Origin of the sequence: Pseudoalteromonas sp. SR44-8, from assembly GCF_014163635.1 — a bacterium.
GTDB lineage: Bacteria > Pseudomonadota > Gammaproteobacteria > Enterobacterales > Alteromonadaceae > Pseudoalteromonas > Pseudoalteromonas rhizosphaerae.
In genome coordinates this window covers 14,105-39,342 of the sequence record NZ_JACJDS010000048.1, presented here as the reverse complement: position 1 = coordinate 39,342, position 25,238 = coordinate 14,105, and the positions used below count along the sequence as shown (strand labels likewise).

16 protein-coding genes and 1 pseudogene are annotated in these 25,238 nt (G+C 40.7%); 2 read left to right on the top strand and 15 right to left on the bottom strand.

What is annotated here, in order from left to right; translation table 11 throughout:
- The coding region (locus H5183_RS19190; protein ID WP_182732460.1) for a transposase at positions 1 to 697 on the bottom strand (697 nt) is incomplete at its 3' end.
- 222 nt (positions 698 to 919) lie between these two features.
- Positions 920 to 1,315, bottom strand: coding sequence for a hypothetical protein (locus H5183_RS19185; RefSeq protein ID WP_182732459.1), 396 nt, complete (start codon positions 1,313 to 1,315; stop codon positions 920 to 922).
- A gap of 240 nt (positions 1,316 to 1,555) precedes the next feature.
- Here H5183_RS19185 and H5183_RS19180 point away from each other — a divergent pair.
- Positions 1,556 to 2,519, top strand: a pseudogene (locus H5183_RS19180) (integron integrase).
- Between the two features lie 22 nt (positions 2,520 to 2,541).
- On the opposite strand, the gene H5183_RS19175 reads toward H5183_RS19180, so the two are convergent.
- The 8 genes from H5183_RS19175 to H5183_RS19140 all read right to left on the bottom strand — a co-directional run bounded on the left by H5183_RS19175 (position 2,542) and on the right by H5183_RS19140 (position 17,947).
- Positions 2,542 to 4,254: an alpha-amylase family glycosyl hydrolase gene (locus H5183_RS19175; protein WP_182732458.1), complete on the bottom strand. Its 1,713-nt coding sequence runs from the start codon at positions 4,252 to 4,254 to the stop codon at positions 2,542 to 2,544.
- Positions 4,255 to 4,323: 69 nt separating this feature from the next.
- On the bottom strand, positions 4,324 to 6,729 hold the full coding sequence (locus tag H5183_RS19170; protein ID WP_182732457.1) for a glycoside hydrolase family 15 protein: 2,406 nt from the start codon (positions 6,727 to 6,729) through the stop codon (positions 4,324 to 4,326).
- Positions 6,730 to 6,743: 14 nt separating this feature from the next.
- Positions 6,744 to 8,228 (bottom strand): MFS transporter, encoded by a 1,485-nt coding sequence (locus tag H5183_RS19165; protein ID WP_182732456.1) that lies wholly within the window; start codon positions 8,226 to 8,228, stop codon positions 6,744 to 6,746.
- Complete coding sequence (locus tag H5183_RS19160; RefSeq protein WP_182732455.1) at positions 8,218 to 10,110, bottom strand: alpha-amylase family protein; 1,893 nt, start codon at positions 10,108 to 10,110, stop codon at positions 8,218 to 8,220. The genes H5183_RS19165 and H5183_RS19160 overlap by 11 nt, the downstream gene beginning before the upstream one ends.
- A 123-nt stretch (positions 10,111 to 10,233) precedes the next feature.
- A complete protein-coding gene (locus H5183_RS19155; RefSeq protein ID WP_182732462.1) occupies positions 10,234 to 12,039 on the bottom strand; it encodes a glycoside hydrolase family 13 protein in 1,806 nt (601 codons plus the stop codon).
- 52 nt (positions 12,040 to 12,091) lie between these two features.
- Positions 12,092 to 13,579 (bottom strand): tryptophan halogenase family protein, encoded by a 1,488-nt coding sequence (locus H5183_RS19150; RefSeq protein ID WP_182732454.1) that lies wholly within the window; start codon positions 13,577 to 13,579, stop codon positions 12,092 to 12,094.
- A gap of 1 nt (position 13,580) precedes the next feature.
- Complete coding sequence (locus H5183_RS19145; RefSeq protein ID WP_182732453.1) at positions 13,581 to 15,092, bottom strand: tryptophan halogenase family protein; 1,512 nt, start codon at positions 15,090 to 15,092, stop codon at positions 13,581 to 13,583.
- A gap of 104 nt (positions 15,093 to 15,196) precedes the next feature.
- Positions 15,197 to 17,947 (bottom strand): TonB-dependent receptor, encoded by a 2,751-nt coding sequence (locus H5183_RS19140; protein WP_182732452.1) that lies wholly within the window; start codon positions 17,945 to 17,947, stop codon positions 15,197 to 15,199.
- Positions 17,948 to 18,670: 723 nt separating this feature from the next.
- Here H5183_RS19140 and H5183_RS19135 point away from each other — a divergent pair.
- A complete protein-coding gene (locus H5183_RS19135; protein WP_145233428.1) occupies positions 18,671 to 20,296 on the top strand; it encodes an alpha-glucosidase family protein in 1,626 nt (541 codons plus the stop codon).
- Between the two features lie 272 nt (positions 20,297 to 20,568).
- Here H5183_RS19135 and H5183_RS22030 read toward each other — a convergent pair whose 3' ends face one another.
- The 5 genes from H5183_RS22030 to H5183_RS19120 all read right to left on the bottom strand — a co-directional run bounded on the left by H5183_RS22030 (position 20,569) and on the right by H5183_RS19120 (position 25,122).
- Entirely contained in the window at positions 20,569 to 21,018 is a 450-nt protein-coding gene (locus tag H5183_RS22030; RefSeq protein WP_182732461.1) for a transposase, read from the bottom strand.
- A gap of 12 nt (positions 21,019 to 21,030) precedes the next feature.
- Entirely contained in the window at positions 21,031 to 21,156 is a 126-nt protein-coding gene (locus H5183_RS21860; RefSeq protein WP_259397419.1) for a hypothetical protein, read from the bottom strand.
- A 437-nt stretch (positions 21,157 to 21,593) separates the two neighbouring features.
- Entirely contained in the window at positions 21,594 to 21,833 is a 240-nt protein-coding gene (locus tag H5183_RS21855; protein WP_310736591.1) for a 2OG-Fe(II) oxygenase family protein, read from the bottom strand.
- A gap of 116 nt (positions 21,834 to 21,949) precedes the next feature.
- Positions 21,950 to 22,291, bottom strand: coding sequence for a hypothetical protein (locus H5183_RS21850; protein ID WP_182760634.1), 342 nt, complete (start codon positions 22,289 to 22,291; stop codon positions 21,950 to 21,952).
- Between the two features lie 59 nt (positions 22,292 to 22,350).
- Positions 22,351 to 25,122 carry a TonB-dependent siderophore receptor gene (locus H5183_RS19120; protein ID WP_182732451.1) on the bottom strand — a complete coding sequence of 924 codons (2,772 nt, stop codon included), beginning with the start codon at positions 25,120 to 25,122 and terminating at the stop codon, positions 22,351 to 22,353.
- Between the last annotated feature and the right edge of the window lie 116 nt (positions 25,123 to 25,238).

Below are 25,238 nucleotides of genomic sequence, written 5' to 3'. Positions count from 1 at the left end.
CAGGGTCGGTAATATTACTTTTAATGGGCTTGCCTTTGCTGCCCGTTTTTTCCTCGTGGGTCGCTAAGAACTCCGTGATTTTATCTGCACTTTTATCCAGCTTTTCTTTTTGCTTTAAATCCTGTTTTATCAACTCTTCGCTCAGGCTATCTTGTGATTGGTGACGTTCGATAATACGTTTACTCGCGCGTTCTAGTTTTGCTTTTTTGCGCCCTAGCTCATCGAATGTGCCGCTCCATTCTTTACTCGCATTCGATTTCAATTTGCATCCATCAATGGCAAACATGTTGCGACCTATCAAGCCTTCTTCGTCGCATATCATCAATACTTGCGTAAACAGAGGCTCAATCTGTTCATGCATTTTGGCCACGAATCCCGCGATTGATGTGTAATGAGGTTGAATATCACCCGACACACTCATGAACAAAATATTCGTCTCACACGCCTTAGCAATACGGCGGCTGCTGATCAAACCATGTGCATAGCCGAGTAAAATAATTTTTAGCATCACTGAAGGCGGATACGCAGCTGCGCCCGTTTTATCATTGTTATACCATGCATCAAAGCCTGACAAATCGAGTTTATTTTCGACAATATAACAAAGCGCATACTCAAATGTACCTGGCAATATTTGCTCAGCAAAATTGATTGGAATGAATTTATTTTGGCAGGATAAGCCAGGCTTGTAGTTGGCCATAACAATTTACCGTGGGTGAATAATATCTATTAGATCACAGTAACCCTGTGGGTTCAAGGTCAAAAAACAATCAAGTCAATTGTGTAGAACCAGTTCCTAAAAATAGTAATTCTACAGCCTCAACGCCCTAATAATGGGTAAATTTCAGTTGGTTAAAATAAGCGACGCAGGAGCAAAAACCAACTGTAATTTGTCCTTATTTATTAGCTTGTTATATGCCGATTACTCTATAGCTACAGAGTTAATACTCGGCTCTGATTCAAGCTTTGATTTGAAAAATAGCACACATTCATCAGTGTTTGATATTTTTTCTCTACCCAGTAGTTTTTCTTTCAGGGAGCGTTGTTTATCTATTTGGAAAATCCACTCTAGCTCAGAAGTAGAATCATCACCTTCTTCAAAGTAAGTGGATGCGCCAAGCATATATTGACGATTATTCCATATAATATAACTATACCAACCCCAATCTTCTGCATCAGGTTCGGTTATTTCAAATTCAGAACCCAATTCTTGTTTTAACCATTTAAGCAAGGACTCGCCATAAATTGGATTAATGGGGTTCTTATTTTCGGTTGATACATCAAACCTTGAAGTTTTGAAACTAAAGGCAATATGCACGATTCCCTCCTAGGCATATAACAACTTTGTCTACGACATTTGTCTTTTTACAAAACGACAAACGTCCGTATATTACAATGAGTTTATCTTATCTCTCAAATAAACACATGTAAACAATTAGTTAACTTCGCTCATATTCTCTAAATGGAGAAATACACCAAAAGGGGAGAGATCAATAATATTGGACAAAAAGCAGGCTACTGTCTATATATACAGTAGCTTGTTTTAGAGATTCACACTATGAAATCGCCTTTTTTAACTATGATTGCCGAACAAATGTATTTAAAACGCTACGCTAAAAGTACCATTAAAGCTTACTTATACTGGATAGCTGCATTTATTCGCTTTAACTCTATGCGACACCCAACAACAATGGGAAATAATGAAGTTGATCTATTTTTAAATCATCTAGTTAACCAACTAAATATTGCACCCAATACGCAAACACAAGCCTTAAATGCGTTAAGCTTTTTATTTAAAGAGGTGATTAACAAGCCACTCTCGTTATCATTAGATTTTGTTAAGAGCAAACGAGCAACTAAACTACCGGTAGTTTTAACACAGCAAGAAATAAATCATTTTTTAAAGTGTGCTCTGCAAAACATTATTTACCTTGTGGGCTTCTCTATGGAAGTGGAATGCGGCTAATCGAGGTACTACGTTTACGCGTGCAAGATATTGATTTTGACTATAACTGTATTCGTATTTGGGATGGAAAAGGAGGCAAAAACCGAGTTGTAACACTGGCAATAGAGCTTGTTCCACAGTTGCAAACGCAAATACAATTAGTTGATAGTTACCTACAACTGGATCTTAACAACCCTTTATATAGTGGCGTTTATATGCCGCACTTATTACGTAAAAATACCCACAGCATAACAAACAGCTAGGCTGGCAGTATTTGTTTTCATCACATAAATTAAGTATCGATCCCGAGAGTAAACTGCTAAGACGTCATCATATTGATGAAAAGCAATTACAACGCGCTGTAAAACAGGCTGCTAACGATGCGAAAATTAATAAACACGTTACACCGCATACCTTACGTCATTCATTTGCAACGCACCTACGCCGATATCAGAACAGTTCAAGCTCAACTTGGCCACAGTGATGTTCGTACTACACAAATATATACGCATGTTTTGCAGCAGGGGGGAACGGAGTTATTAGCCCATTTTCACGAATTGGGGCTAACGTATGTTAACCCCAATTTATGTGTAACCTATTTACAGTGTGTTATTCAGTAACAACAAACCATAAGCTGCGAGTTGCTCGTCATTGAGGTCGTGTTGCCAGCTAGGCGTTAACCCCTGACGTTTTATACCGCTGATGCTTTGTGACTTAGCGGTTAAATTAAGTATAAACATCGATTTACTGCCGTTTAACTCGCGGGTTATTTCAACTAGGCCGTTATCGTATTGATTTAACGCATAACTGCCTTTTATACCCAGCTCTGGGCGCTGTTTTTTCTGCGAAATTAAGTGCTGATATAAACGCCAAAGTGAATCAGAGTCTGCTTGCTGTACTTTAACATTGCGATCGCCTGCGCTAAGCTGCTCGGCTAAAAATTCAGGCCACCAGCTGGTAAAGTCTTTACCAAATAATTCACTTTGTTCAACCCAGCTCGTTTTAGCTTTGGTAAAACCGGCTTGATTGCTGTTGTCCCATTGCATAGGCGCACGTTTATAAACATCATGGCCTGTGCCACCTTGTGTTAAGCCAATTTCTTCGCCGTAATAAATATACGGTGTACCAGGGGAGCTAAATAACATCGCAGCGGCAAGTTTTGCTTTATCGTCATGCTCTGCAAGTTGATAAGCGATACGTTCTTGGTCGTGATTAGTTAAAAACGGCGCAAAAAAATCAAGCGGTGCGGCTGAGTCAATACGTTGCTGTAAATTTTGTTTGAGCACATTGGCATCAACTGCGTTGATTTGTTGGTTAGATTGCATGGTGCCAAATTGCGCTTCGCCACTGGCATCTGGTTTTAACAAACCCAGTATTTTATAGCCCACTTCAAAATCAAAGCCCTGATCAAGCCCCTTCCCTGCACCATAATACTTGGCTGCCACAGGGATGTCGGCCCAGGCTTCACCTACTAAATACGCCTCAGGGTTCACACTTTTTACATACTGATTAAAGTGCTGCCAGTAAGCTATGGTTTCGTCGGTATCGGCTTGTGCATTGCCGCCGCTTTCCATGGCAAAGCGCACAGCGTCTAACCTAAAACCTGCAACGCCTTTATCAAGCCAAAACTTAGCCATTTTTTCCATTTCAGCAATAACATCAGGGTGGCGTAAATTTAAGTCAGGTTGGCTGGCACCAAACGCGCCGTAGTAATATTGCTGGCGTGTTTCATTCCAATGCCATACGGCATCGGGCTTGTCGTTATTACTCCATGCGTGGCCCCAACCGCTACCGGCTTTTGGCATATCGTCGCGCCAAATAAAGTAATCTGCATAAGGAGCTTGTTGTTTTGCTGAACGCTGAAACCATTCATGGTTACTTGATATATGATTTATAACTAAATCAAGTATGACTTTCATGCCTTTATCATCAGCGGCTTTTATAAAGGCTTCAAACTCTGCCATGCTGCCGTAGTCGTTTTCTACTTGGTAAAATTCAGTAAAATCATAGCCATGATACGACGGTGCTTCAAACATGGGGGTTAACCACAATGCGTTAACGCCGAGCTCTTGCAGATACGGGAGTTTTTGGGTCATACCATTAAAATCGCCATGGCCATCAGCATCGCTGTCGTAAAAACTACGTGGCCAGATTTGATAAAATACCGCATTTTGCCACCAAGGCGTTGCGTGTTGCTCAGTGTTTAATTGCGATATTTCGGTGTTATTAGTGTTGGTATTTAATGATGGTGCGCTTTGGCAGCCTGTTAGCATGAGTGCCAGTGCCAACACGCTTAAGGTAAAGGTTTTCATTACAGCCTCGTTGTTATTGTTATAAACAAAATAGCCGTATTTCACTACGGCTATGTTATTAGTTTGCGGTTATTTTAGTGCTTTAGTAACAACTGGGTAATGATCCCATACTTGCTTGTCACTTAATGAGCGAACTAGCTTCACGTATTCAGCATGCGTCCACGCCAGTGGTGTGGCTGAGTTAGTGCCCTCGCCTAACGTGTATCCTGCTTTATTGTTGCCTACGCCATCCCATACTTGTTCTGGTAGCATCATGCCTTCGTTAGCAAATTGCTCTAGACCTTTTACATAGCTATTTTTAATAGCCTGCTGTTTAGTTGCATCTAACGTATTATTGGCATTCGCGGCGGCAATTTCGTAATGACCACGTTCACCAGTAAAAAATGGCCAAACTCGCCCACGTTGCCCTGGGCTGTTTTTTCCGCCTTGCGCATAATTAGCGCCGGTTACTTCATCTTCACCGTATCCGTCGTTACCATAACGGCGGTAGCCTGCAAATGTGCCGCTGCCATCAGTAAACTCAAAGCTGTATTTAACTTGTAGGTTATCGATGAGCGTTTCATCGTCGTACTCAGGTAAGGTTTTAACTATGCTGGGCGCTAGCGCATCACGTACGCCATAGCGAACTAACTCTAAAAAGCCACCATCAAGTATTTGCTTTTTATTAAACCCGTCACGGCCATTATTAGCGTTAATTTTGGTATTTGAGTTGGCGTTTTTATCTTGGCCAATGCGAATAAAATACTCGCCGTCTGAAGCGTTTGATTCTAAATTACCTGCGGTGGTAAACATCATACTTTCTATATCGGCGTTGTAACTTTTTGCTGTCGCAAGGTAGCGTTTAGCATTCACCTCATCTCCTGCCATTTTTGCAATATCAGCAGCGGTAATTAAACCGGCAACAACAGCAGCGGTGGTTGATGGTGAATACCCTGCTTGCTCTTCCCAACGCTCTTGTTGAGTCGCAGGTGGGGTTATTTGCATGTCGTTCCATAGGATTTTAGCGCGCCCACCACCTACCAAAAAGTCAGCGGCCGGTTTTAACATGCGGGTATACCAATCAGTTAGCTCAGCATCACTTAACACATCTGCCTGATGAAGCTTCCACGCTAGCATGATAGGCATAGCGGTTTGGTCTAGCTGTACGCCTACCCATTCAAGTTCGCCATCTACGTGTGTTTTTTGTAAAAACCACCCTGTGTCGCCGTTGTTGCCCGGGGTTTTGCTGTTTACTTGTACTTTTTCAAGGTATTCAAATGCGGTTTTGGCTGTTGCGGTATCGCCTAGTGCCATAAATGCCATGGCAACTTGATAAAAGTCACGCACCCATACGGCTTTATAACCGGTAGAGCCCGTTTTAGCTGACACTGTTTCGCCCCATGGGTTAGATAAAGACGCAATAAGCGCCCCTGCATGGGTCTTGTCTTCTTGGGCTTTTAACACCAAAGCACTGGTATAAAGTAATTTGCCGTTATCAGCGGTTTGCTCGCTCATGCTAGTCAGTGGTGCAAGGCTTTGCAGGTAGTCTTGCCAACCAAGGGCTTCGCCTTTACCGTTGTAATTATCAAGCACAGCTTGGTAACCTTTGGCTAGCGTAGCTTGGCCTTCTTTAAAGCTTGCTTGCTGGTTGTTGCCAAAACTTAGGCTTAAATCGAATTGACTGTTTTTACCAATTTCACCTAGCTCTGCTAATAAACTAACATTCCCCGATTGTTCACCGGTAGTTTTATAAACGCGGGTAAGCTGCTGAGTTGTTTTAAGCTGGCTTAAACCATCACTCACGCCCGTAAAACCGACACTTGTTTGTTTAAATGGCTGTGCACCTTGCAATGACAAGTAATTATCGCCCTGCCACGCTACCAATCCTTGCTCGGTGGTTTTTGCAAAGTCATCTAAGCCGTTATTGTTTATATACGGGTTAACCGTTACATAAGCTTTTACACCGTCGAGCTGGGTATTAAAAATACTGCGTACAAATAAGCTTTGCCCGTCTGGATCGGTAAATATATGTTTTTCTAGGCTAAAGCGACCTTGTTTGTCTTTGCTTACTACTTTGTATGCTAATGATAACGGGCGGCCTTTATCGTCTTTGTATAAGTAGTCAATAGTAACGTCTAAATCATCAGCTTCGGTGACTGTAAAATCTTTTCCTACTACAACAAATTGCATGTCTTTAATTTGCGCTTGATGAATAAGCCCAAACATGGTTTCGGTGATCATCCCTTTAGCAATCGAAAACCATACTTTTGACACTTTAGCTGTTGGCGCGTCGTCACTGTAATGGCCATTTTGGTATTGCTCAAAAGACGTGCCTATCCCGGTTTTACCTGCGTATGCCCAAAATGGGGCTTCGCCTGGTGCGCCTGGCGCATTCACTGATGTTTGCGCTTCTGTACTGGTTTGTGTATTTTGCACGCCACAACCGACAAGGCCTGCGGCCAATATTGTCGCGGTAATTAGGTTATATTTTTTCATTTTAGACCCTTAAATTAAGACTGTTTAACTCGCAGTACGGCAACCGCTGCAAGTACAAAAGACACAGCACCTAGCATCAATGCGTAAATAGGTTGATTTTGGAAAAAGTGACGAAGTATCAGGCCAAGGACACTGGCGGCTAATAATTGTGGGATCACAATAAAAAAGTTAAATATTCCCATATACACACCCATTTTATGACTCGGTACTGAGGTACTTAACATGGCGTAAGGCAAAGACAAAATAGACGCCCACGCAAAACCAATACCTATCATTGGCCAAATAAGTAAGCTCGGATCTTGTATAAACATAAAGCTCGCCAAACCTAACGCACCTAAAATAAGGTTAAGTGCATGCGCTAGTTTTAAACCAACACGCTTAACGATGATCGGGATACATAAAGCCGCCAATGCAGCAAAACCGTTGTAAGCCGCAAATAAAATACCCACCCAGTCTGCACCATTGTTATACGCCGCTGAACTTGTGTCGCTGCTACCATAATGAAAACTGGTTACCGCTGAGGTGGTGTAAATCCACATGGCAAATAATGCAAACCAGCTAAAAAACTGTACCCAAGCAAGTTGTTTCATCGCCTCTGGCATGGTGAATACATCGTTAACGACTTGGTAAAAGCCACCGCTGGTGTGGTTTTTTGCCTGTAGTGCGGCTGCAATAAATTGAATTACGCCAAAACTCACTAAGCCAGCTGCCAATAGGTACAGCTCTTTTTCTAGGTTTAATCCCATGACTAAACCAAGTACGGCAAGCCCTAAAACAGTAAATACACTGCCGCCTTTACTAAAGTTAATTTGTGCAGATACAGCCTGTTCAGCCTCAGTTTGCTCTTGTTGATTAAATGCGGCCAATTCTTCAGGTGAATATTCTTTGGTGGTTATAATTGTCCAGCCCACTGCGACCAGCAATACAACTGCACCAAAGTAAAACGAGTACTTTACTGAATCAGGAATTTGCCCTGCAGCGGCGGTGTTGGCAATATCAAACCAGTTCGTCATCATCCAAGGGAGTGCAGAAGCAACCACGGCGCCTACGCCTATAAAAAAGCTTTGCATTGCATAGCCAGTAGCACGCTGTTTGTTTGGTAGGTTATCGCCTACAAGGGCGCGAAATGGTTCCATAGTGACGTTAATCGATGCATCCATTATCCATAACATGCCCGCTGCAATCCAAAGTGTTGGTGAGTTTGGCATAATAAATAACGATAATGTGGTTAAAATAGCGCCGTATAAAAAAAACGGACGACGGCGGCCTAATTTGCCCCAGGTTTTATCGCTCCAGTAACCAATAATTGGCTGTACAATTAACCCTGTGAGTGGTGCTGCTACCCACAAAATAGGAATGTCATCTACATTAGCCCCAAGGGTTTGAAATATTCGGCTTACATTACCGTTTTGCAGTGCAAAGCCAAATTGAATGCCTAAAAAGCCAAAGCACATGTTCCATATTTGCCAAAAACTTAAATCTGGTTTGTTATTTTTCATTATGAGCTCCAGTGGTTAATACTGCACTGCTAAGCGCATTTAAAGTTAAACTAATGTGTGCCTGCTCAGCTGTAATAGTTAGCTCGGCGTTTTGATTCGCCTCTAGCAAATCAAGCAATTGTAATTTTTCGCTGGTATTTTGCGTCAGTGTGTTAAGTGGAATATCAATACTGATCTGACTGACTTGCTCAGCAAAATTACTCACCACCCAAATTTGTTGATTACCGATACTGCGGCTAAACGCAGCAACTTTTTCGCTGCCAGTAACCATCAGTGGTTGCATGTCACCAGCTACAACTGCTGGATGTTTACTCAACGCCATAACGGCTTTGTAATATTCACGTAATTGACCTTGTGCCGGTGTTAATAAAGCACCATCAAACTTGCCGTTGTTCATCCACGCTTGATGCGCTGGCACGCCAATGTAGTCAAAAATACTGGTGCGAGTTGGTTTGCCAAAGCCTGCATCTTCAGAGCCATCTTCACCCACATCTTGAGCAAAATATAATAGTGTTGGCGCACGGCTAATAAGGTTTGATACTACTAATGCGGGTTTGCCCTTTTCACTACTACCTGCAAAGTCAGGGCTGGCGATACGTTGTTCGTCATGGTTTTCTAAAAAGTGCAGCATATGCTGCTCTATGTCAGCCACTTTTTGCTGAGCATTAAAAATAGTGTCTGCCGGTTGCGTGCCTTGCATAACAGCTTTTAAGGTGTCGTAAAAGCCGACTTTATCGTACAAGTAATCCATTTTTCCTTGCTGGATATACGGGCGATATAGTGCGGGATTGTATACTTCGGCTAGTAAAAATGCCTCTGGGTTGTGCATCTTGATTGATGAGTTTAGAAAGCTCCAAAACTCTACAGGTACCATTTCGGCCATATCATAACGAAAGCCATCTACGCCTTTATCGAGCCAATATAGCGCGATATCACGAAACTTATACCAGCTGTTTGGCAACTCTTTATCCTGCCAAAACTCAAAGTGCGCGCGTAAATCTTTAGTAGCATACTCATCGGGCAGAGTTGGAAAGTCATAACTACCGTCAGGTTTTACGCCATAATTTACTTTAACTGTTTCGTACCAGTCGTTTATATCAGGCTTAGCAGCACGGGCACCATTACCAGTCCATTTTGCAGGCGTTTCAGCAAATAAGTTATCGGCAAGTGGGTGGGCATTACCGCCTAGCACTTGGTAGTTTTCACTGGTTGGTACTTGAAATGACTGCCCAGTAACGTAATAAAAGTTATTATCGCGGGCATACTCTACGCTGGTGTCATCTTGCTCACCAAAATCTTTAACTCCAGCGGGTTTAGCGGTTGATTGATAATGACGCGCCACATGATTTGGCACAATATCAATGACCACTTTCATACCGTGTTGATGGGTGCGCTCAATTAATGCAGCAAACTCTTCGAGGCGGCGCTCTGGATTAATGGCTAAATCTGGGTTTACATCGTAATAATCTTTAATTGCATACGGCGAGCCGGCACGACCTTTCACTACATCCGGATCATCTTGGCTAATTCCATATTGGCTGTAATCGCCGACCAAAGCATGGTGTAACACGCCGGTATACCAAATATGGGTGGTACCAAGTTCTTTAATGCCACTTAAAGCAGCATCATTAAAGTCACTAAATGTGCCTACGCCATTTTGCTCTTTGGTTCCCCACGGAATATTGGCTGTTTGCGTATTACCAAATAAGCGCGTGAATACCTGATACACAACCGGCTTTGAATGCTCGTTAACTTGTTCAGCTACCTTTTTGTCAGTACTGTGGGTTGTTGGCTCATCTGAGCAGCTCGACAATAACAAGCTACTAGCTAATACCCATGAGCCATATTTGAATGTACTAATTGTGGTTTTATTTGTTGTCATAATGTTCTTACTTAGATCTGACGTTTTAATGGGTTGTCATTTAAACGTCATTTTTATTATAAATTTAATACTAAAGTGAACTGCCACTGACTGACAGCGGCTGCATACGTATTCACACAGGCTTTATTCAATTATTAATACCGTTGCACTCATAGGCGCTAAGGTCACTGTATCTGTTATATTTATTTGCTGTTCAGTAAAAAGACTCACAGCCTGTTTGTATTGCCCAATAACCTCTTGCAGATACGCTAATGACCAGTTTTTTGCTGCGGTATTTTTATTTAAAAACACCAACAAAGTTTGCTGTTCACTTATCCGCGCGTAACTGTATATACCTGATTTAGGACTAAAATGAACCAGTTTACCTTGCGCTATTGCTGGGCTTTGCTTTCTAAAATTAAGTAAGGTGGTGATGGTTTGCTGCATATCACGCTGCTCATCTGATAACCCTTGTCCTGTAAAAGCATTACTTGGCTGACCTTTAAAACCACCGGGGAAATCAATACGGATATCACCGTGATCATTACTGCCCGTATTATCAAGCAATACTTCGGTGCCATAATACATTTGTGCAATACCACGAGTGGTAAGCAACATAGTCATCGCCATTTTCGTTTTAGCAAGATCTTGCTTAAGCTGAGTGTAAACTCGGCTCATATCGTGGTTATCGGCAAACACGAGCAAGTTGTCTGGATTTGGGTATAAAAAGTCATTGGCGATTGATTGATACACTTTTACCCAGCCAGTGTTCCAACTCTCCTCTTCATTAAGTGCTTGAATAAGTGACTCTTGTAATGAAAAATCCATCACGCTTGGTAAGCTTGAGGTATAGCCGTCGTTATTTACCTTTCCTGCTTGCCAATATGAAGCAATCGCAGGATTGGTGGTCCACTCTTCGCCAACAATATTAAAAGCGGGATACTCAGTCATTATGGCTTTAGTCCAGTCAGCTAAAAAGGCTTTGTCTGAATATGAATAGGTATCAACGCGAATACCGCTTAAGTCGGCGTATTCAATCCACCAAATAGCATTTTGGATAAGGTAGTTTGCTAATAACGGTTGCCGCTGGTTTAGATCCGGCATTGTGGCTACAAACCAGCCATCGCTAAACTGGCGTTTATCAAACTCACTTGCATGTGGGTCTTGAATGGTTTGACGAGCATGGCTGGTAGCATGTTTACCGTTTGCAAACTCGCCATTAAAATTGATCCAATCTGATGTGGGTTTATCTGTCATCCATTCATGCTCAGAGCCAAAGTGATTAAGCACTAGGTCCATCACTATACCAATACCGTGTTGTTTCGCTTTGGCTGATAACTCGCGATATAACTCATTTGAGCCCATGCGTGGGTCGATAGTGTAAAAATCGGTAATTGCATAACCGTGATAAGAGTAGCTGGGCATATCATTTTCAAGCGGTGGTGTTAACCAAAGCTGGGTTACGCCCAGTTTTTGCAAATACGGCAGTGCGTTAATTACACCTTGAATGTCGCCACCGTGACGCCCACCTCGCTCAATTGGATTTGCAGCCTCAAGCACTCCTTTTACTGTGTCGTTGCTGCTATCGCCATTAGCAAAGCGATCCGGATTAATTAAGTAAATGGTATCACTGCTATCAAAACCGTTACGTTTACTGCTATTAGCTTTACGTGCATGCAATTGATACTCAAAACGCTCCCCTGATTTGCTGCTAAACACTAAAACACCTGGCTTTGCTATTGGATTTATTTCAATATTTAAAAAAGCGTAATTTGGATTATCTGTTTTAGTTACACTTTTTAAACTCACCCCTGAGTAAGATGCTAATTGCCATTGTTGCTTAGCAATACCTTGATCATGCAGCATAATTTGCAAGGTATTATTTTGCATACCAACCCACCAGTTTTGTGGCTCAACGCGCATTTTTGCGTGCAGCTGAAAACTCAGCATTACTGTTACTAACAGTAATGCGCTTTTTGATAGTCTCATATTAATATCCTGATTATTTTTGCTGCGGGATGATGGGCGTAAGCGCTCTAAAATGGCTTGCACAGTGATGGTTAAAATTATAAAGCTCTTTAATTTGCTGTTGTTGCGTATAACTTGGCTTAGCAACGCTAGGAGGGAAGACGCCATAACCGCTCAATAAGGTATGCCACGACAAACTTGAATAGTAGTTTTCAATCCCTTGATGGGCAATTTCGCCGGTTAAATCATTACGCGATAACCAGCACTGAAAAATATTTTTTAGCGAAGCTGATAGCATTTCATTTTGACCATTTGCTTGCCAATACTCTGTATCTCGCCGATTGGATGCGCGATAGTGACATACAATATAATCGCGAATACCTTCTATACGGTTATTAATTTGCGTATTGAACGAATCACGCTTTGCTTCACTCGGTTGGTTATGCTCAAAACATGCGATAAACGATTCGATTGTTTGCTGCACTAAATGTAAAGCAGTTGCCTCAAGAGGTTCAATAAAGCCTTGCGATAAACCTACAGCTAAACAGTTTTTATACCAATGTTGCTTAACTCGTCCTACTTTCATTGTTAGCTTACGTGCAGGTACATCGCAATTGAGTAAGCCGAGTTTGGTTCTAAGTTCTGTTTCTGCTTCATCAGCACTGCAAAAGTCTTGGCTGTAAACATAACCATTGCCAATACGATTGGTAAGCGGAATAGCCCATTGCCATCCATATTTTAATGCGGTTGAAGTAGTTTGTGGGGCTTGTAATTGATTACTCATTGTCGGCAGTACAATAGCACTGTCGTTAAATAGATTTTCTTTAAAACTAAGCCAAGGTACGGCTAATGCTTGCTGAATAAGCAATCCTTTAAAACCACTACAATCGATAAAAAAATCAGCTGCAATACACTGCTGTCCATCACTGTTTTCATCGAGAACAAGCTGCTTGATATTGCCTGCGGAATCAAGCTCAACCTGCGCGATGGTGCTTTTTAGGTGCTTAACGCCTTTGCTTGTTGCTCTATTAGCTAAAAATAGCCCAAGCAGTCCCGAGTCAAAATGATAACCATAACTTTGCTGAAATGGAAAATCCGCTTGAGTATGTGGCCCACGCTGTTGCTTAGCTAAGTAGGCTGCTAAAAAATAGCTGTCGGGATGTGCATCAATCGCTATACCTTGACGTTTTAACAAACAACTTTTTATAAATTGCTGCTGTGTATGTAAATCCGTCTGCCCATAAAATGAGTGAAAATACTGCTCATGACCTGGATGGGTAGACCAATTTTTAAATTCAATCCCCAGTTTGTAGGTTGCATTGCATTGAGGCATCCACTCACTTTCGCTAATATTTAATGTATCGAAGAATTGTTTTAACTGCGGAGTCGAGCCTTCACCAACACCAATAGGCGCAATTGTTGGTGATTCAATTAAAGTGACATGGGTATTAGTGAGAGAATGATTTAATAAATTAGCAGCCATCCACCCTGCTGTACCACCACCAACAATAATAATATTCATACTAGATCTGGCCTTTTGCTAACTCTGAACAACGACAAAATCGGTGTAAATATTGCTCATGTGTTGGTAAGTGAGTAACGTATTGCTGTTGGATAGTCGCTATATTAGATAAGAACTCATCAAGCTCAGAATCTGAAATTGCACGTGCGAGCGGGTGATAACTTTGTGGTCGGATCCCTTGTCCAATTAAAACTTGTAGCCAAGCAACCTCTGAAAAAAGTTCATCTGCTTGTATTGAAAGCGTGCCTGTTCGTTTAAATAGTGCAATACGTTGCTGTAATGAGTCAGGTAATGTCATAGCGCCACACCGTTGCCAAAATGGAGACTGCTTTTGATTAACAGCGTAATGCAAAATAATAAAATCACGAATTTTTTCAAATTCATTTTTGGCTTGTAAATTATAAGCATGCGCCGATAACTCACAATCAGGGTGCGCCGGAAATAACTTAATAAACCGAGCTATACTGGTTTGTATTAAATGTAAGCTGGTAGATTCCAAAGGTTCTAAAAAGCCACTAGATAAACCAATACTTAAACAGTTTTTAAACCACTGCTGTTCGCGTCTTCCTGGCGTGAACTTAATATGTTTTGGGGCCGTTATGGTCTCAGTTTCTAAACTATTTAATAACTGTTGTTCAGCTTGTTCAGCACTCATAAATTGGCTGCTATATACCAGCCCATTCCCCACTCTATTTTGCAGCGGAATTTGCCATTGCCACCCGGCATCTTTTGCAATCGAACGAGTAAATGGCGGCGTATTTTTCAGCGGTTTAGTTTGCACTGCAATTGCACGATCACAGAAAAGCCAATGCTGATAACTTTGGTATTTAACCCCCAACGCCTGTTCAATCAAGCGCGCATTGGAGCCGCTGCAATCAATAAAAAAATCACCTTTTATGGTTTGTTCATCACTGAGTTCAAGTGTTTTAATCAAGCCATTATCGTCTAATTTTACAGACTCCATCGTACCACTGAGATATTCTACACCTTGCGCAATTGCAAACTCTTGTAATAACTTTGCGTATTTGCCCGCATCAAAGTGATAAGCATAAGTAAGCCCAGCTAAAGGCGTTTTACCAATCTGTGGATTTGGGTGGAATTTATTATGGTTTGCCGCAATGGCATTAACACTGAAGTCCCATAAGGTTTGCGTTGTTTTGCTTTGGTTGCTTTTGAGCCAAAAGTGATGAAATGGGGTGATCCCAAGCCCTCTGCCAATATCACCAAATGCATGCTGGTAACTATCGCCTTGTTGGCCCCAATTTTCAAATTGAATACCAAGTTTATAAGTGCCTTGAGTGCGCTTTAAAAAAACGTGTTCATCAAGCCCCAAGACATTGTTGAAAGTCTGTATCGCAGGGATAGTTGCCTCCCCTACACCAACAGTTGGAATATCGGGTGATTCTATTAAAGTGATTGATAGCTGCTTAGAAAACACTTTTGCTAACATCGCAGCGGTCATCCAACCTGCACTGCCGCCGCCTAAGATAACAATTTTTTCTATCGCTTTCATTTATCACTCCTCACAAGTAAAAAAGGGATCTCTATTGAGATCCCTAGTATCTTGTCTCAATCGCGTTTAATACAACTGAATCATACTGACTTGGGTATATTTAATTAAAATTTATAAGCAAAGCCTAATAAATAATTAGCCCCATAGCTTTGATAATCACGTACCGTTGCTTTATTGCCGTCATGATAAGTTACAAACGGCTCATCAGTTAAGTTTTGTGCTTGTAGCGATACAGTAAGACCTTGTAATGCTTCAATGCTAGACTCAGAGAAATCGTAACCAATTTGGGCATCCCAGATAGTCTCTTCTGCAACAACGACCGTTGTTCTTGCTAATGATAGACCATTTACTTCACCTAAGAAGTCAGAGCGGTAACGCATACTCACACGTGCTTGAAAACCGTAGTTTTCATAATAAAGTGTCCAGTTATAAACTTTATCTGATAGACCTGGAATTTCTTCTTTCTCACCATTGAGGTTATCAAGCGAAGAATCTAAAAAGGTAGCGCTAATAACTGTACCAAAGCCTTCAAGGCTATCGCTGAGTATATTACCTGGTAATGTCGCTGTTAACTCAAGGCCTGATACTTTTGCATCGCCTACGTTATCCCATGCGCTCACTAGACCTTGGTTAGTGATCGGCACTTCACCATTAGGTGTATCAACATCAGCAAAATCACCCACTATTTGCGTGTTGAACTGCCAATCTTCTATGTCTTTATGAAATAAAGCAGCTGCAAAATAACCTTCCGCACTAAAGTAATACTCATACGATAAGTCGATTTGATTAGCAATAACAGGACGCAAACTTGGGTTACCGCCACTTGCACTCCATGGTGAATTCTCTAGATTAGTCGGTGGTGTTGTAACGTTGTTTTTTGCCGCATCAAAGCTGTAGCTGTTACTTGCATTCATACGATCCATACGTGAACGCGACATTGTACGAGCTAAACCAAAGCGTAGCATTTGATCTTCAGTCAACGATAAGTTCAAGTTCAAGCTTGGTAAAAATTCAGTATACTTGTCGCCTGCTCTATTTGATTGTACACGGACAAGCCCTGTATCCGGATCTGAATCAACCGCATAACCGTCAGAGCTTTGATCTGTATTTACAATTTGCAAGCCCACGTTGCCGCGTGCAGGTAAACCAAACAATTCAGTATCTAAATCAGCTTTAACATATGCAGTTAAAATATCCTCTTGTACAGTCCAAATATTTGCCCAACGGCCTGTATCAGTATCAGCTTGATTAAATGAATCGTACGCGCCGCTGTTGTATAGGGCTAACGAATCATACGCAATCATGTCACCCATACCAATAAAATCAAGTGATACTGAGCCTAAGTAGTATTCATCTGGGATACGCACCATTTCAGGATACTGCTTGAGGCGCAGGTACTCACCAGTATCTTGTTTATCTTTCTCACGGCTGCTGTAGTTAACACCAAATTCAACTTGGCTTATCTGGCTGTTTTCAATGTAAGTTTTTGCACTTAACTTTAATGATGCTAATTCATCTTCAATATGTGGTCTATTTAAAAAGCCATCTTGACCATCGCCACCAACAATACTATTGCCCCAAGTACGTGCTGCACCCAGTTGAAATAAGTCACGATCTGAATAATCAAGAGTAGGGGTAAAAGTTGCTCCAGCCATGCCACTATCAAGGCTGTATTGTAGGTTATCACCAAGGCCTTCATTGTCACCACGTCCTGTCGCTGCATAGCTCTCAAGACCCCAGACATCACGTTCAACCTTTGAATAACTCACATCAGCAGCCACTTGCCAACTGTCATTTATATCGTATTCAACGTTAAAACCAAGCGCGAGTAAATCAGCAGTCCTAAAGTTTACGTCATTACGAACTAAGGTTTTAATATTATTAACTTGGCCTTGGGTAACAACTCCACCATTGGTAGCTAACGTTTCATAATTTGTGTCTGCACGACCCGCATTTAATGGCAGCTCTATGCCTCGTAAAATTTGCTTATCTTCAAAATCAACATACATTGCATCGGCAGTAATATGCAGTTTATCTGATGGCGCAAATTCAAGCACCCCTAAAAAGCTATCTCTTGTTAGCTCTGATGAACGTGCATAAGGCTTAGCGCCAGTCAAACGTAAATCGCCGTCAGCACCACTTGGATCATAACCCCATGCATTCCAGCGTTGTTCTTGATTTGGTGATTCCATGTGGGCATAAGCAAATGCAACACCAATGGTATCATCAGCAAATTGATCTACATAACCAAACGAACCACGATAACCTTTATTATCCATTTCTGGATTAACTGCATCCATTTCGTTTTGTTCAAAACGCACATTTGCAGTAATTGATTGTTCACCGGCTGATAGAGGACGCGTAGAGCGTAAATCAACGGTACCGCCAATCCCTTGAGTCGTTAAAGATGCGTCTGGCGTTTTATATACAACAACTTCGCTGATCACTTCTGACGGGTATAAGTCGTATTCAACACCACGGTTATCACCAATCGATACTTGCTCACGACCATTAAATGTTGTGGTACTAAAGTCTTCGCCCATACCACGAATAGTAATTGAACTTGCACGGCCATCTAATCGTTGCGCTGCAAGACCTGGTAGACGAGCAATTGATTCTGCAATAGATGAATCTGGTAACTTACCGATATCTTCTGCTGAGATTGCCTCAACTACTGAACTGCTGAAACGTTTAGTGTCAATAGCTTGGATTAAACTACGACGAAAACCTTTCACTTCAATGACTTCTAAATCTTCATTCGCAGTTGTTTGTTGCTCAGCTGCAAAACCTGACATGCTTGTTAAGCCTGCGGTTGCAAGTGCAATTGTTAATATACTTGGTTTGAACATAGACATGATGTGTTTCCCGTTACCCAATTTTATATTACTAACTTTTAGCGAGTTGCTTGTGATAGGAGCATAACCCGATGTTAGCTATTTTGTTGTCAGGATGAATATTAACGCCCGTTTTATTTTATTAACAACTTTATGCATACGTATTCAGACTAGTGCAAAACCAATAACTTTAACAAAAAATTCACACAAATAATGGCAACACCTTGTTTTTATAGGTATAAAGAGCGGGCAATTGATCATTCTATTTTATAAAAGAAATATGCACTGCTTCGAGCTCCTTTAGCGCGGCGATTTACAGTTTAATACCTTAATTATTAGTGCATTCACACTTTACATTCGAGTCAAGACCGCCCCCCTCACAAAATGCCAATTGGTAAGACCATTAATGGCACTGCACCATAACGCTACAGAACCCATAGAATATGCACCAAGTTGGATTTGCTACTTTGTTAATGATACGAAAACGAGAATTGGTAAACATCTATTTGCCGCTCACATACCTTTGTTAATAGGTTTTTCAGAAGCTGTTTTCCTTATCAAAGCGATCTATTTAGCATGCATACGTATGCATCCTTTTTACAGTATCAAGCCCTTCACGTATGCTTTTTAAAAAATAACGTAGTTTGCTTTAATTGAACTGCTAACAAGATTACGAACACACCATTTCTAAACAGTAATAATTGCTAGGGTAAAATGGGGAGTGTTGTCACGATGGAGAAAAAAATGGCTCAACAGCAGTGGTATAAGGGTGCCGTGATTTATCAGGTTTATCCGCGCAGTTTTCAAGATACCAACGGTGACGGCATTGGTGATTTAAAAGGGATCATCAGCCGGATAGACTATATTAAAAGTCTGGGTGTTGATGCTATTTGGATCTCACCATTTTTTAAATCACCAATGAAAGACTTTGGCTATGATATCAGCGATTATCGTGACGTAGACCCTCTTTTTGGCGATCTTAATGACTTTGATGAGCTCATTGCACAAGCTCATCAACGCGATATTAAAATTATTATTGATCAAGTATTGAGCCACACATCAGACCAACATCAATGGTTTTTAGATAGCCGAGAAGACAAAACTAACGACAGATCTGATTGGTATGTATGGGCTGATGCAAAACCAGATGGCACCCAGCCAAACAACTGGCTTTCAATTTTTGGTGGCCCTGCTTGGCAATGGGAGCCGCGTCGTGGCCAGTATTATTTACACAACTTTTTTACTGAACAACCGGATCTTAATTTTCATAATCCAGATGTACGTCAAGCAGTATTAGATAATGTTGAGTTTTGGCTTAAAAAAGGGGTAGATGGTTTTCGCCTAGATGCAATTAACTTTTGTTATCACGATGCACAGCTACGTGATAACCCAGCCAAACCGCCAGAAAAACGCCAAGGCCGTGGTTTTAGCGAAGATAATCCATATGCATTTCAGTATCATCATTATAATAATACCCAACCTGAAAATATCAGCTTTATGCAAGATATTCGTACCCTGTTAGACAAATATCCTGGTACCGTGTCTTTGGGTGAAATATCATCCGAGGATTCACTTGCTACTATGGCTGAATACACAGCCGGTGGCGATAAACTGCATATGGGTTACAGTTTTGAGCTACTAACCAATGATTATAGCAGTGAGTATATTCGTACAACAGTTAAAACATTGGAAGAACGAATGACAGAAGGCTGGCCATGCTGGGCCTTTAGTAACCATGATGTAGAACGTGTTGCTAGTCGTTGGAGTAACAATGGTGAAGTAAACTCAGAGCAGTGTAAAATGCTTACCGCCCTACTCGCTTCATTGCGCGGTAGTGTATGTATGTACCAAGGTGAAGAGCTAGGTCTTGGCGAAGCAAGTGTGGCGTTTGAAGACTTACAAGACCCATATGGGATAACTTTTTGGCCAAACTTTAAAGGCCGAGATGGCTGTCGTACGCCTATGCCATGGCACAATGATGACGGTGAACAGGCCGGATTTTCTGCAACGAAACCTTGGTTACCTGTTGACGAAAACCACAAACGCCAGACTGTAAGCAAACAAGATAGCGATAGCGATTCGATTCTAAATGCGTTCCGCCATTTTATGACATGGCGTAAGCAACAAGCTATCTTACTCGAAGGCGATATTGAATTTATTAATACCCCTGAGCCATTGTTAGCTTTTTACCGTCGTTTTGCAGGCCAGACTATGTTGTGCGTATTTAACCTAGCTCAAGAGCCTGCAAGCCTCAACATTGAACACACTGATATTGTGCAACATACAGAATTGAATCATCACAATGGCAGCTTAGAGAAACAAACCCTTACCCTACCCGGTTTTGGTTGTTTTTACGCAGCAGTTAGTTAATTTCAAAATCTAATTACAACACTGCATATATAAAATTAAGAAACTAACCATTGTTATAGACTATCATAACTTAGTTCTTAAGGAACGCAGGTCGTGTGATCTACCTATTTTAAACGGCAAATATCATTATTTTTTTCAATGAATTGCCGCTTACAATTTACCGCTAGTTGATCAAGTACACGGTGTATCTTATAATTACACTGTGTTCGCAGTATGCTCAGCCAAACCAGCGATTCTGCAATATGCGGTTTTTTTTAATAAAACCCCTTGAGTTATTCCATGACTCTAGCTCTTTGAAAAATAATCGATTTGTCAACGAGTCGCGTATATATCGAGTAACTCATCAAGGTTAAACTGTATTCTTTTAAATTAGTAACAGGGGAAACGGGGCGCTTTTCATTGGGTAGATAAATAAGCATATACTCGGATCCATTTTTCTTCCAGCGTACTGTTAACTCAAGTGGCTGACTACCCCACTTCTCGGGCAAATTTTTGAGTTTACTATTATTTTCTTTAAGCTCTACACCAGCGTAATAAGCTGATGTGACGGTTGGGTTAATGTTTTTATTCGCTCTGACCAAAAAGTAGCCGCCATCTTGAGATATTTGCTCAAAGTAATCTAAGTCAAAATACCCTGTATCAGCAAGTAATAACGTATTTTCTAGTGTGTGACGACCAGGTAAAAAGGCTAGCTCAGTGTCAACATCAGGACGGGTATCTATTTCACAAGGCTGTTAGTTTAATAGGTCGTAGGTAACATGCAACTCAATTTCGGCAGGACTTATAGCAGTAAAGCGACCAGCAAAAACCACAGCTAATTCATCATGTAGAACAAATGATGAGCCATCTTGCAATAACACTCGCTGTATTCCTAGCTGGGTAAAAAAGGTTTTATCCAGCGTGTTACAGTCAATTTAGACATCGCTTAAGTAACGAGTTCACGGACTAGTTCAGTCAAGGCAGGTTTATAATTTATCGTGCAATTAGCCTGCGTTCGCAGGTTCTAATGGATATCTGGCAAGTTAGCGTCTTGCAAGCAAGATAAGCTTTTGAATACAGCTTTGAGCAGATAAACAATCAATCGGCAACGGTGTCGAATTTGAAATCCAGAGGTTTTTGCAAGCTTAATTAGATGCTTTTCTGAGATAAGGGCTTTAAATTGATTTGAAACTTGGTTAATCTGCGGCTGAACTCTGTTTTTGGTCATGTTTTTATTGGCGTAACTATTTGATCATTAACATAGTTCAACTTCAATTTTTCTTAAGATCTAACCTATGAATATGCCTTAAATATAAGGCTAAATTATATTGAACCAACCAGTAATAGAATATCTTGGATACTTTGCGAAAGGTGTTACGTAACTTACTGAATGTGGTAAGTTTACATCAAATAAACTAAGAGTATTATTTTTCGGGAAAAATGTATCAACCATCCCCCCTTCAGCATTAAAAAAGTGTAGTAAACCACCCCAATCAGGATGCCAGTTTGGTGTAAAACCAAACACATAGGCAATAGCTCTACCTTCACTAGGTAGCACATCATTATGCCTTGTTAAAAAATTACCTGATATATAGCGTGTTACTTGTACACTTGCACTAATTACATTTTCATTACCAGTGATCTGTCGAATAAAGTTAAGGCAAACATCTGAATTCAGATAATTAAAAAGAGCTTTATATAAAGAAAATTCTGTATTTTTATTGATATTATGTCGCCCATAAAAAAGCCAATTCCATTTGAAGCATCTTTATAGATTGTCCTTTGGAGTTCTCTTTTTTCTTCTGTAGTCATATTCTCTAATTCACGATCTGAAGATTGAATATATTTACCATCTATAGCAAAAGCATTTAGAAAACTCGTCTTATTTTCGACCGCTTCGTGCAAAAGTGATGCACTTTCATCTGTCCATACGTCTGAGAGTATGACCTTTTTATTCTTCATATACTCTTTTTGTATACACTCCAGCTTTTCAGTTGTATTTTTTAACTCAACCATTTTTACCTCATAAAAAAAGCCACTCTAGAGTGGCTTTAAATTAAATTATTAATAATGCATTAAAATTTAATCGTTGCTCGTAAATATACAAAGCGGTCCATATTCACATCATACTCAGTAACTGAGAAGTTGTTTGTAGATATTGCTACATCGTTATTGCTATATTCTGGCGTTGGTTCTTTAGCAAATAAATTCTCTATACCTAATGAAAGCTTTGTGTTATAGGCATCTAGCGCATAACCAACTGAAACATCATGCACAAAGTAAGAACCGATCTCCGCAGCCATACCTGGATAGTTCTCAGCTCCATATAAAATATCGTAGTTGTTATGTAAACGATCTACATAGCGTGTTTGCCAATGAGCGTCAAAATCACCCATCGACCAATCAACTGCAAATGTACCTTTATATTCAGGGAAACCTCCATTCCCATACTGAATACCAACTTGGTCTTCACCATCAAATTCATTTGTCATCACATATGACAAGTCTAGTGACGTTTTAAAGCTACCGTATTCAGTATCAAATTTATAAGCTGTATAGAAATCAATACCTTCAACATTATAATCACCTGAATTCTGCAGGAAGTTACGTAAATCTGTAACATTACCATTAGAGTCCCGTTCAATATAATCACAAGACTTAGCATTTTCACCAGTAGCACATTCGCTCAATATACGTGGAGAGCCATATCGACCGATTGAATTTGTAACTTCAATGTCATAGTAATCGATTGTGAACTCTAAACCATCAACATAACTAGGATTGTATACAACACCAAATGTTTTTGATTCTGATTCTTCTGGTTTTAAATCTGGAGTAGAAACGCGAGTTTCACGAATTTGCGTATTAGCTTGTGAGTATCCATCTGGAACGCCTGCACAACCAGGAAGGTTAGGTACAACACCGTCCACTGAATTACATGGATCTGTTAATGTAGGAAATGAATCAGAATTACCTGCATATAAATCCGAAATTGAAGGAGCTCTATAACCTTCAGCCCATGTACCACGAAGTAGAATGTCGTCGATAGGACGGTATTCTACACCCACTTTAGCAGTAGAGTTGCTACCATATGCACTGTGATCTGAGAATCGAATTGCTGGTGAAATAGTTAAGCCTTCAAAAACAGGGATTGATAGCTCAACATATGCCTCATCTAAGCGAAAACCACCAGAGGTAGCATCACGCTGGTTACCAGATGTTTCACCACTTTGTGTTAATGGATCTGGCGTATCGTAACCAGTTTCTTCACGACGCTCTAAACCGATAGCCATACCTACAACACCTGCAGGTAATTCAAACGCATCACCCGCAAAGTTTAATGTGTAATCTTTTAGCTCTAAACCTTCGCGGGATACACTATCAAAAGTTACATAATCAACCATTTCCGGTGTTATAGAACCTTCACCGCCAAACAAATTTAGAGGGACACACGAAGTAGATGCGTTACAATTATCACCTAATGCTTGGTTAATACGAGTAAGATTAAGTAGACCTGTGGTTAAAACGTCTTGGCTATTTTTGCCGTAAATATATGATGCATCCCAAACCCAAGAAGTATCACCGATACCACCTTCTAAGCCAACCATTGCACGGTAAGTAGTATCATTTTGTTTATAAATACGGTTACCAGCTTCAATAAAACGGCGCTGTCCAGCAAAAGGGACATAACCTTCAACACCAGCGCGTGATGCATCACCATATAACGTTTCACCGAAAGGGTTATAGATATTATTTGCATGAATATCTACTTTACTTGCTGCTGAACCAAAAGACGCACCAATGGTAAGCGGCATCGCTGCTAACAACTGAGACGATTGACGATTGGTCATCATGAAGTCAGAAACTAATCTAACGTCATCAGATAAATCGTAAAATGCTTGTACATACATACTATTACGTACTTGCGGAGTAGCTAAGTAGTTATCCGGTGCATAATTATATACATCACCACTGCGATCTCTGAACGAATCAAGGCCAACGTCCGAACCAGCACCATTAGGAACTAAGTCAAAACCTGCATTAGGTTTTCCAGTGTTATTTTCGGTATAACCTTGAGCTAGTAAATCACTACGTAATGAATCAGAAATAGCACTAGATGTTAAACGAAGACGGCCTTTTTCTGTTGTTGAACTGTTACCCATTGATGAGATATCACGATCACCAGCCCAAATTTCAGCTTGAGTAACGTGGCTAAGGTTCATCATTAAGCCACCTTTATCAGAGGTGGTACCAATTGTTAAATCAGCTGAATATTGACGACCATCGTTATATTTTAAGTTTTCACCACCATAAACTGAAAGCTCTGCACCTTCAAAGTCTTTACGTGTGATGATATTAACAACACCGGCTATCGCATCTGAACCATAAATTGCTGATGCGCCATCTTTAACAACTTCAACACGCTCAATTGATGACGCTGGAATGGTATTTAAATCAACCGTAGAACCTAATGAAGAAACCCAACGTTTACCATTTACTAATACTAATAAACGCTCTGCACCTAGGTTGCGTAAATCCATGTTAGTGGCACCGGTACCACCATTATTGAATGCAGTATTTAAAGCGGCACCTGCTGCTGGAATTTGCTGTAGGATATTACCAATGCTGATCTGGCCACTTGCTTCAAGATCAGCACGGTCTAGAACAAGCACAGGGCTTGCGCTTTCTAAATCAGTTCGTTTAATACGTGAACCAGTTACCTGAATACGTTCAACTTTTTCTACACCTTCTTCTGCAGCAAATGAGCTTGCTGAAAAAGCAGCTGTTGATGCTGCACCAAAAGCGATCGCTAAGCGAACTGCCTTTGAAACTTTATTATTTAACATTTGATTCTCCCTGGTCATATTAATATATGATTTTATTAGTTTTAATTACTCATAAAAAAGCTAATAAGTATCCATAAAAGATACTAAGTACCTAATTGAGCAAATGGATAGTAATA

What these genes read in the sequence shown, in the direction of transcription:
- H5183_RS19140 (WP_182732452.1), bottom strand. Translation starts at nt 17,947, where the DNA reads ATGTCTATGTTCAAACCAAGTATATTAACAATTGCACTTGCAACCGCA.
- H5183_RS19120 (WP_182732451.1), bottom strand. Translation starts at nt 25,122, where the DNA reads ATGTTAAATAATAAAGTTTCAAAGGCAGTTCGCTTAGCGATCGCTTTT.
- H5183_RS19150 (WP_182732454.1), bottom strand. Translation starts at nt 13,579, where the DNA reads ATGAATATTATTATTGTTGGTGGTGGTACAGCAGGGTGGATGGCTGCT.
- H5183_RS19135 (WP_145233428.1), top strand. Translation starts at nt 18,671, where the DNA reads ATGGCTCAACAGCAGTGGTATAAGGGTGCCGTGATTTATCAGGTTTAT.
- H5183_RS19170 (WP_182732457.1), bottom strand. Translation starts at nt 6,729, where the DNA reads ATGAAAAAATATAACCTAATTACCGCGACAATATTGGCCGCAGGCCTT.
- H5183_RS19160 (WP_182732455.1), bottom strand. Translation starts at nt 10,110, where the DNA reads ATGACAACAAATAAAACCACAATTAGTACATTCAAATATGGCTCATGG.
- H5183_RS21850 (WP_182760634.1), bottom strand. Translation starts at nt 22,291, where the DNA reads ATGGTTGAGTTAAAAAATACAACTGAAAAGCTGGAGTGTATACAAAAA.
- H5183_RS19145 (WP_182732453.1), bottom strand. Translation starts at nt 15,092, where the DNA reads ATGAAAGCGATAGAAAAAATTGTTATCTTAGGCGGCGGCAGTGCAGGT.
- H5183_RS19165 (WP_182732456.1), bottom strand. Translation starts at nt 8,228, where the DNA reads ATGAAAAATAACAAACCAGATTTAAGTTTTTGGCAAATATGGAACATG.
- H5183_RS19155 (WP_182732462.1), bottom strand. Translation starts at nt 12,039, where the DNA reads ATGCTGAGTTTTCAGCTGCACGCAAAAATGCGCGTTGAGCCACAAAAC.
- H5183_RS19175 (WP_182732458.1), bottom strand. Translation starts at nt 4,254, where the DNA reads ATGAAAACCTTTACCTTAAGCGTGTTGGCACTGGCACTCATGCTAACA.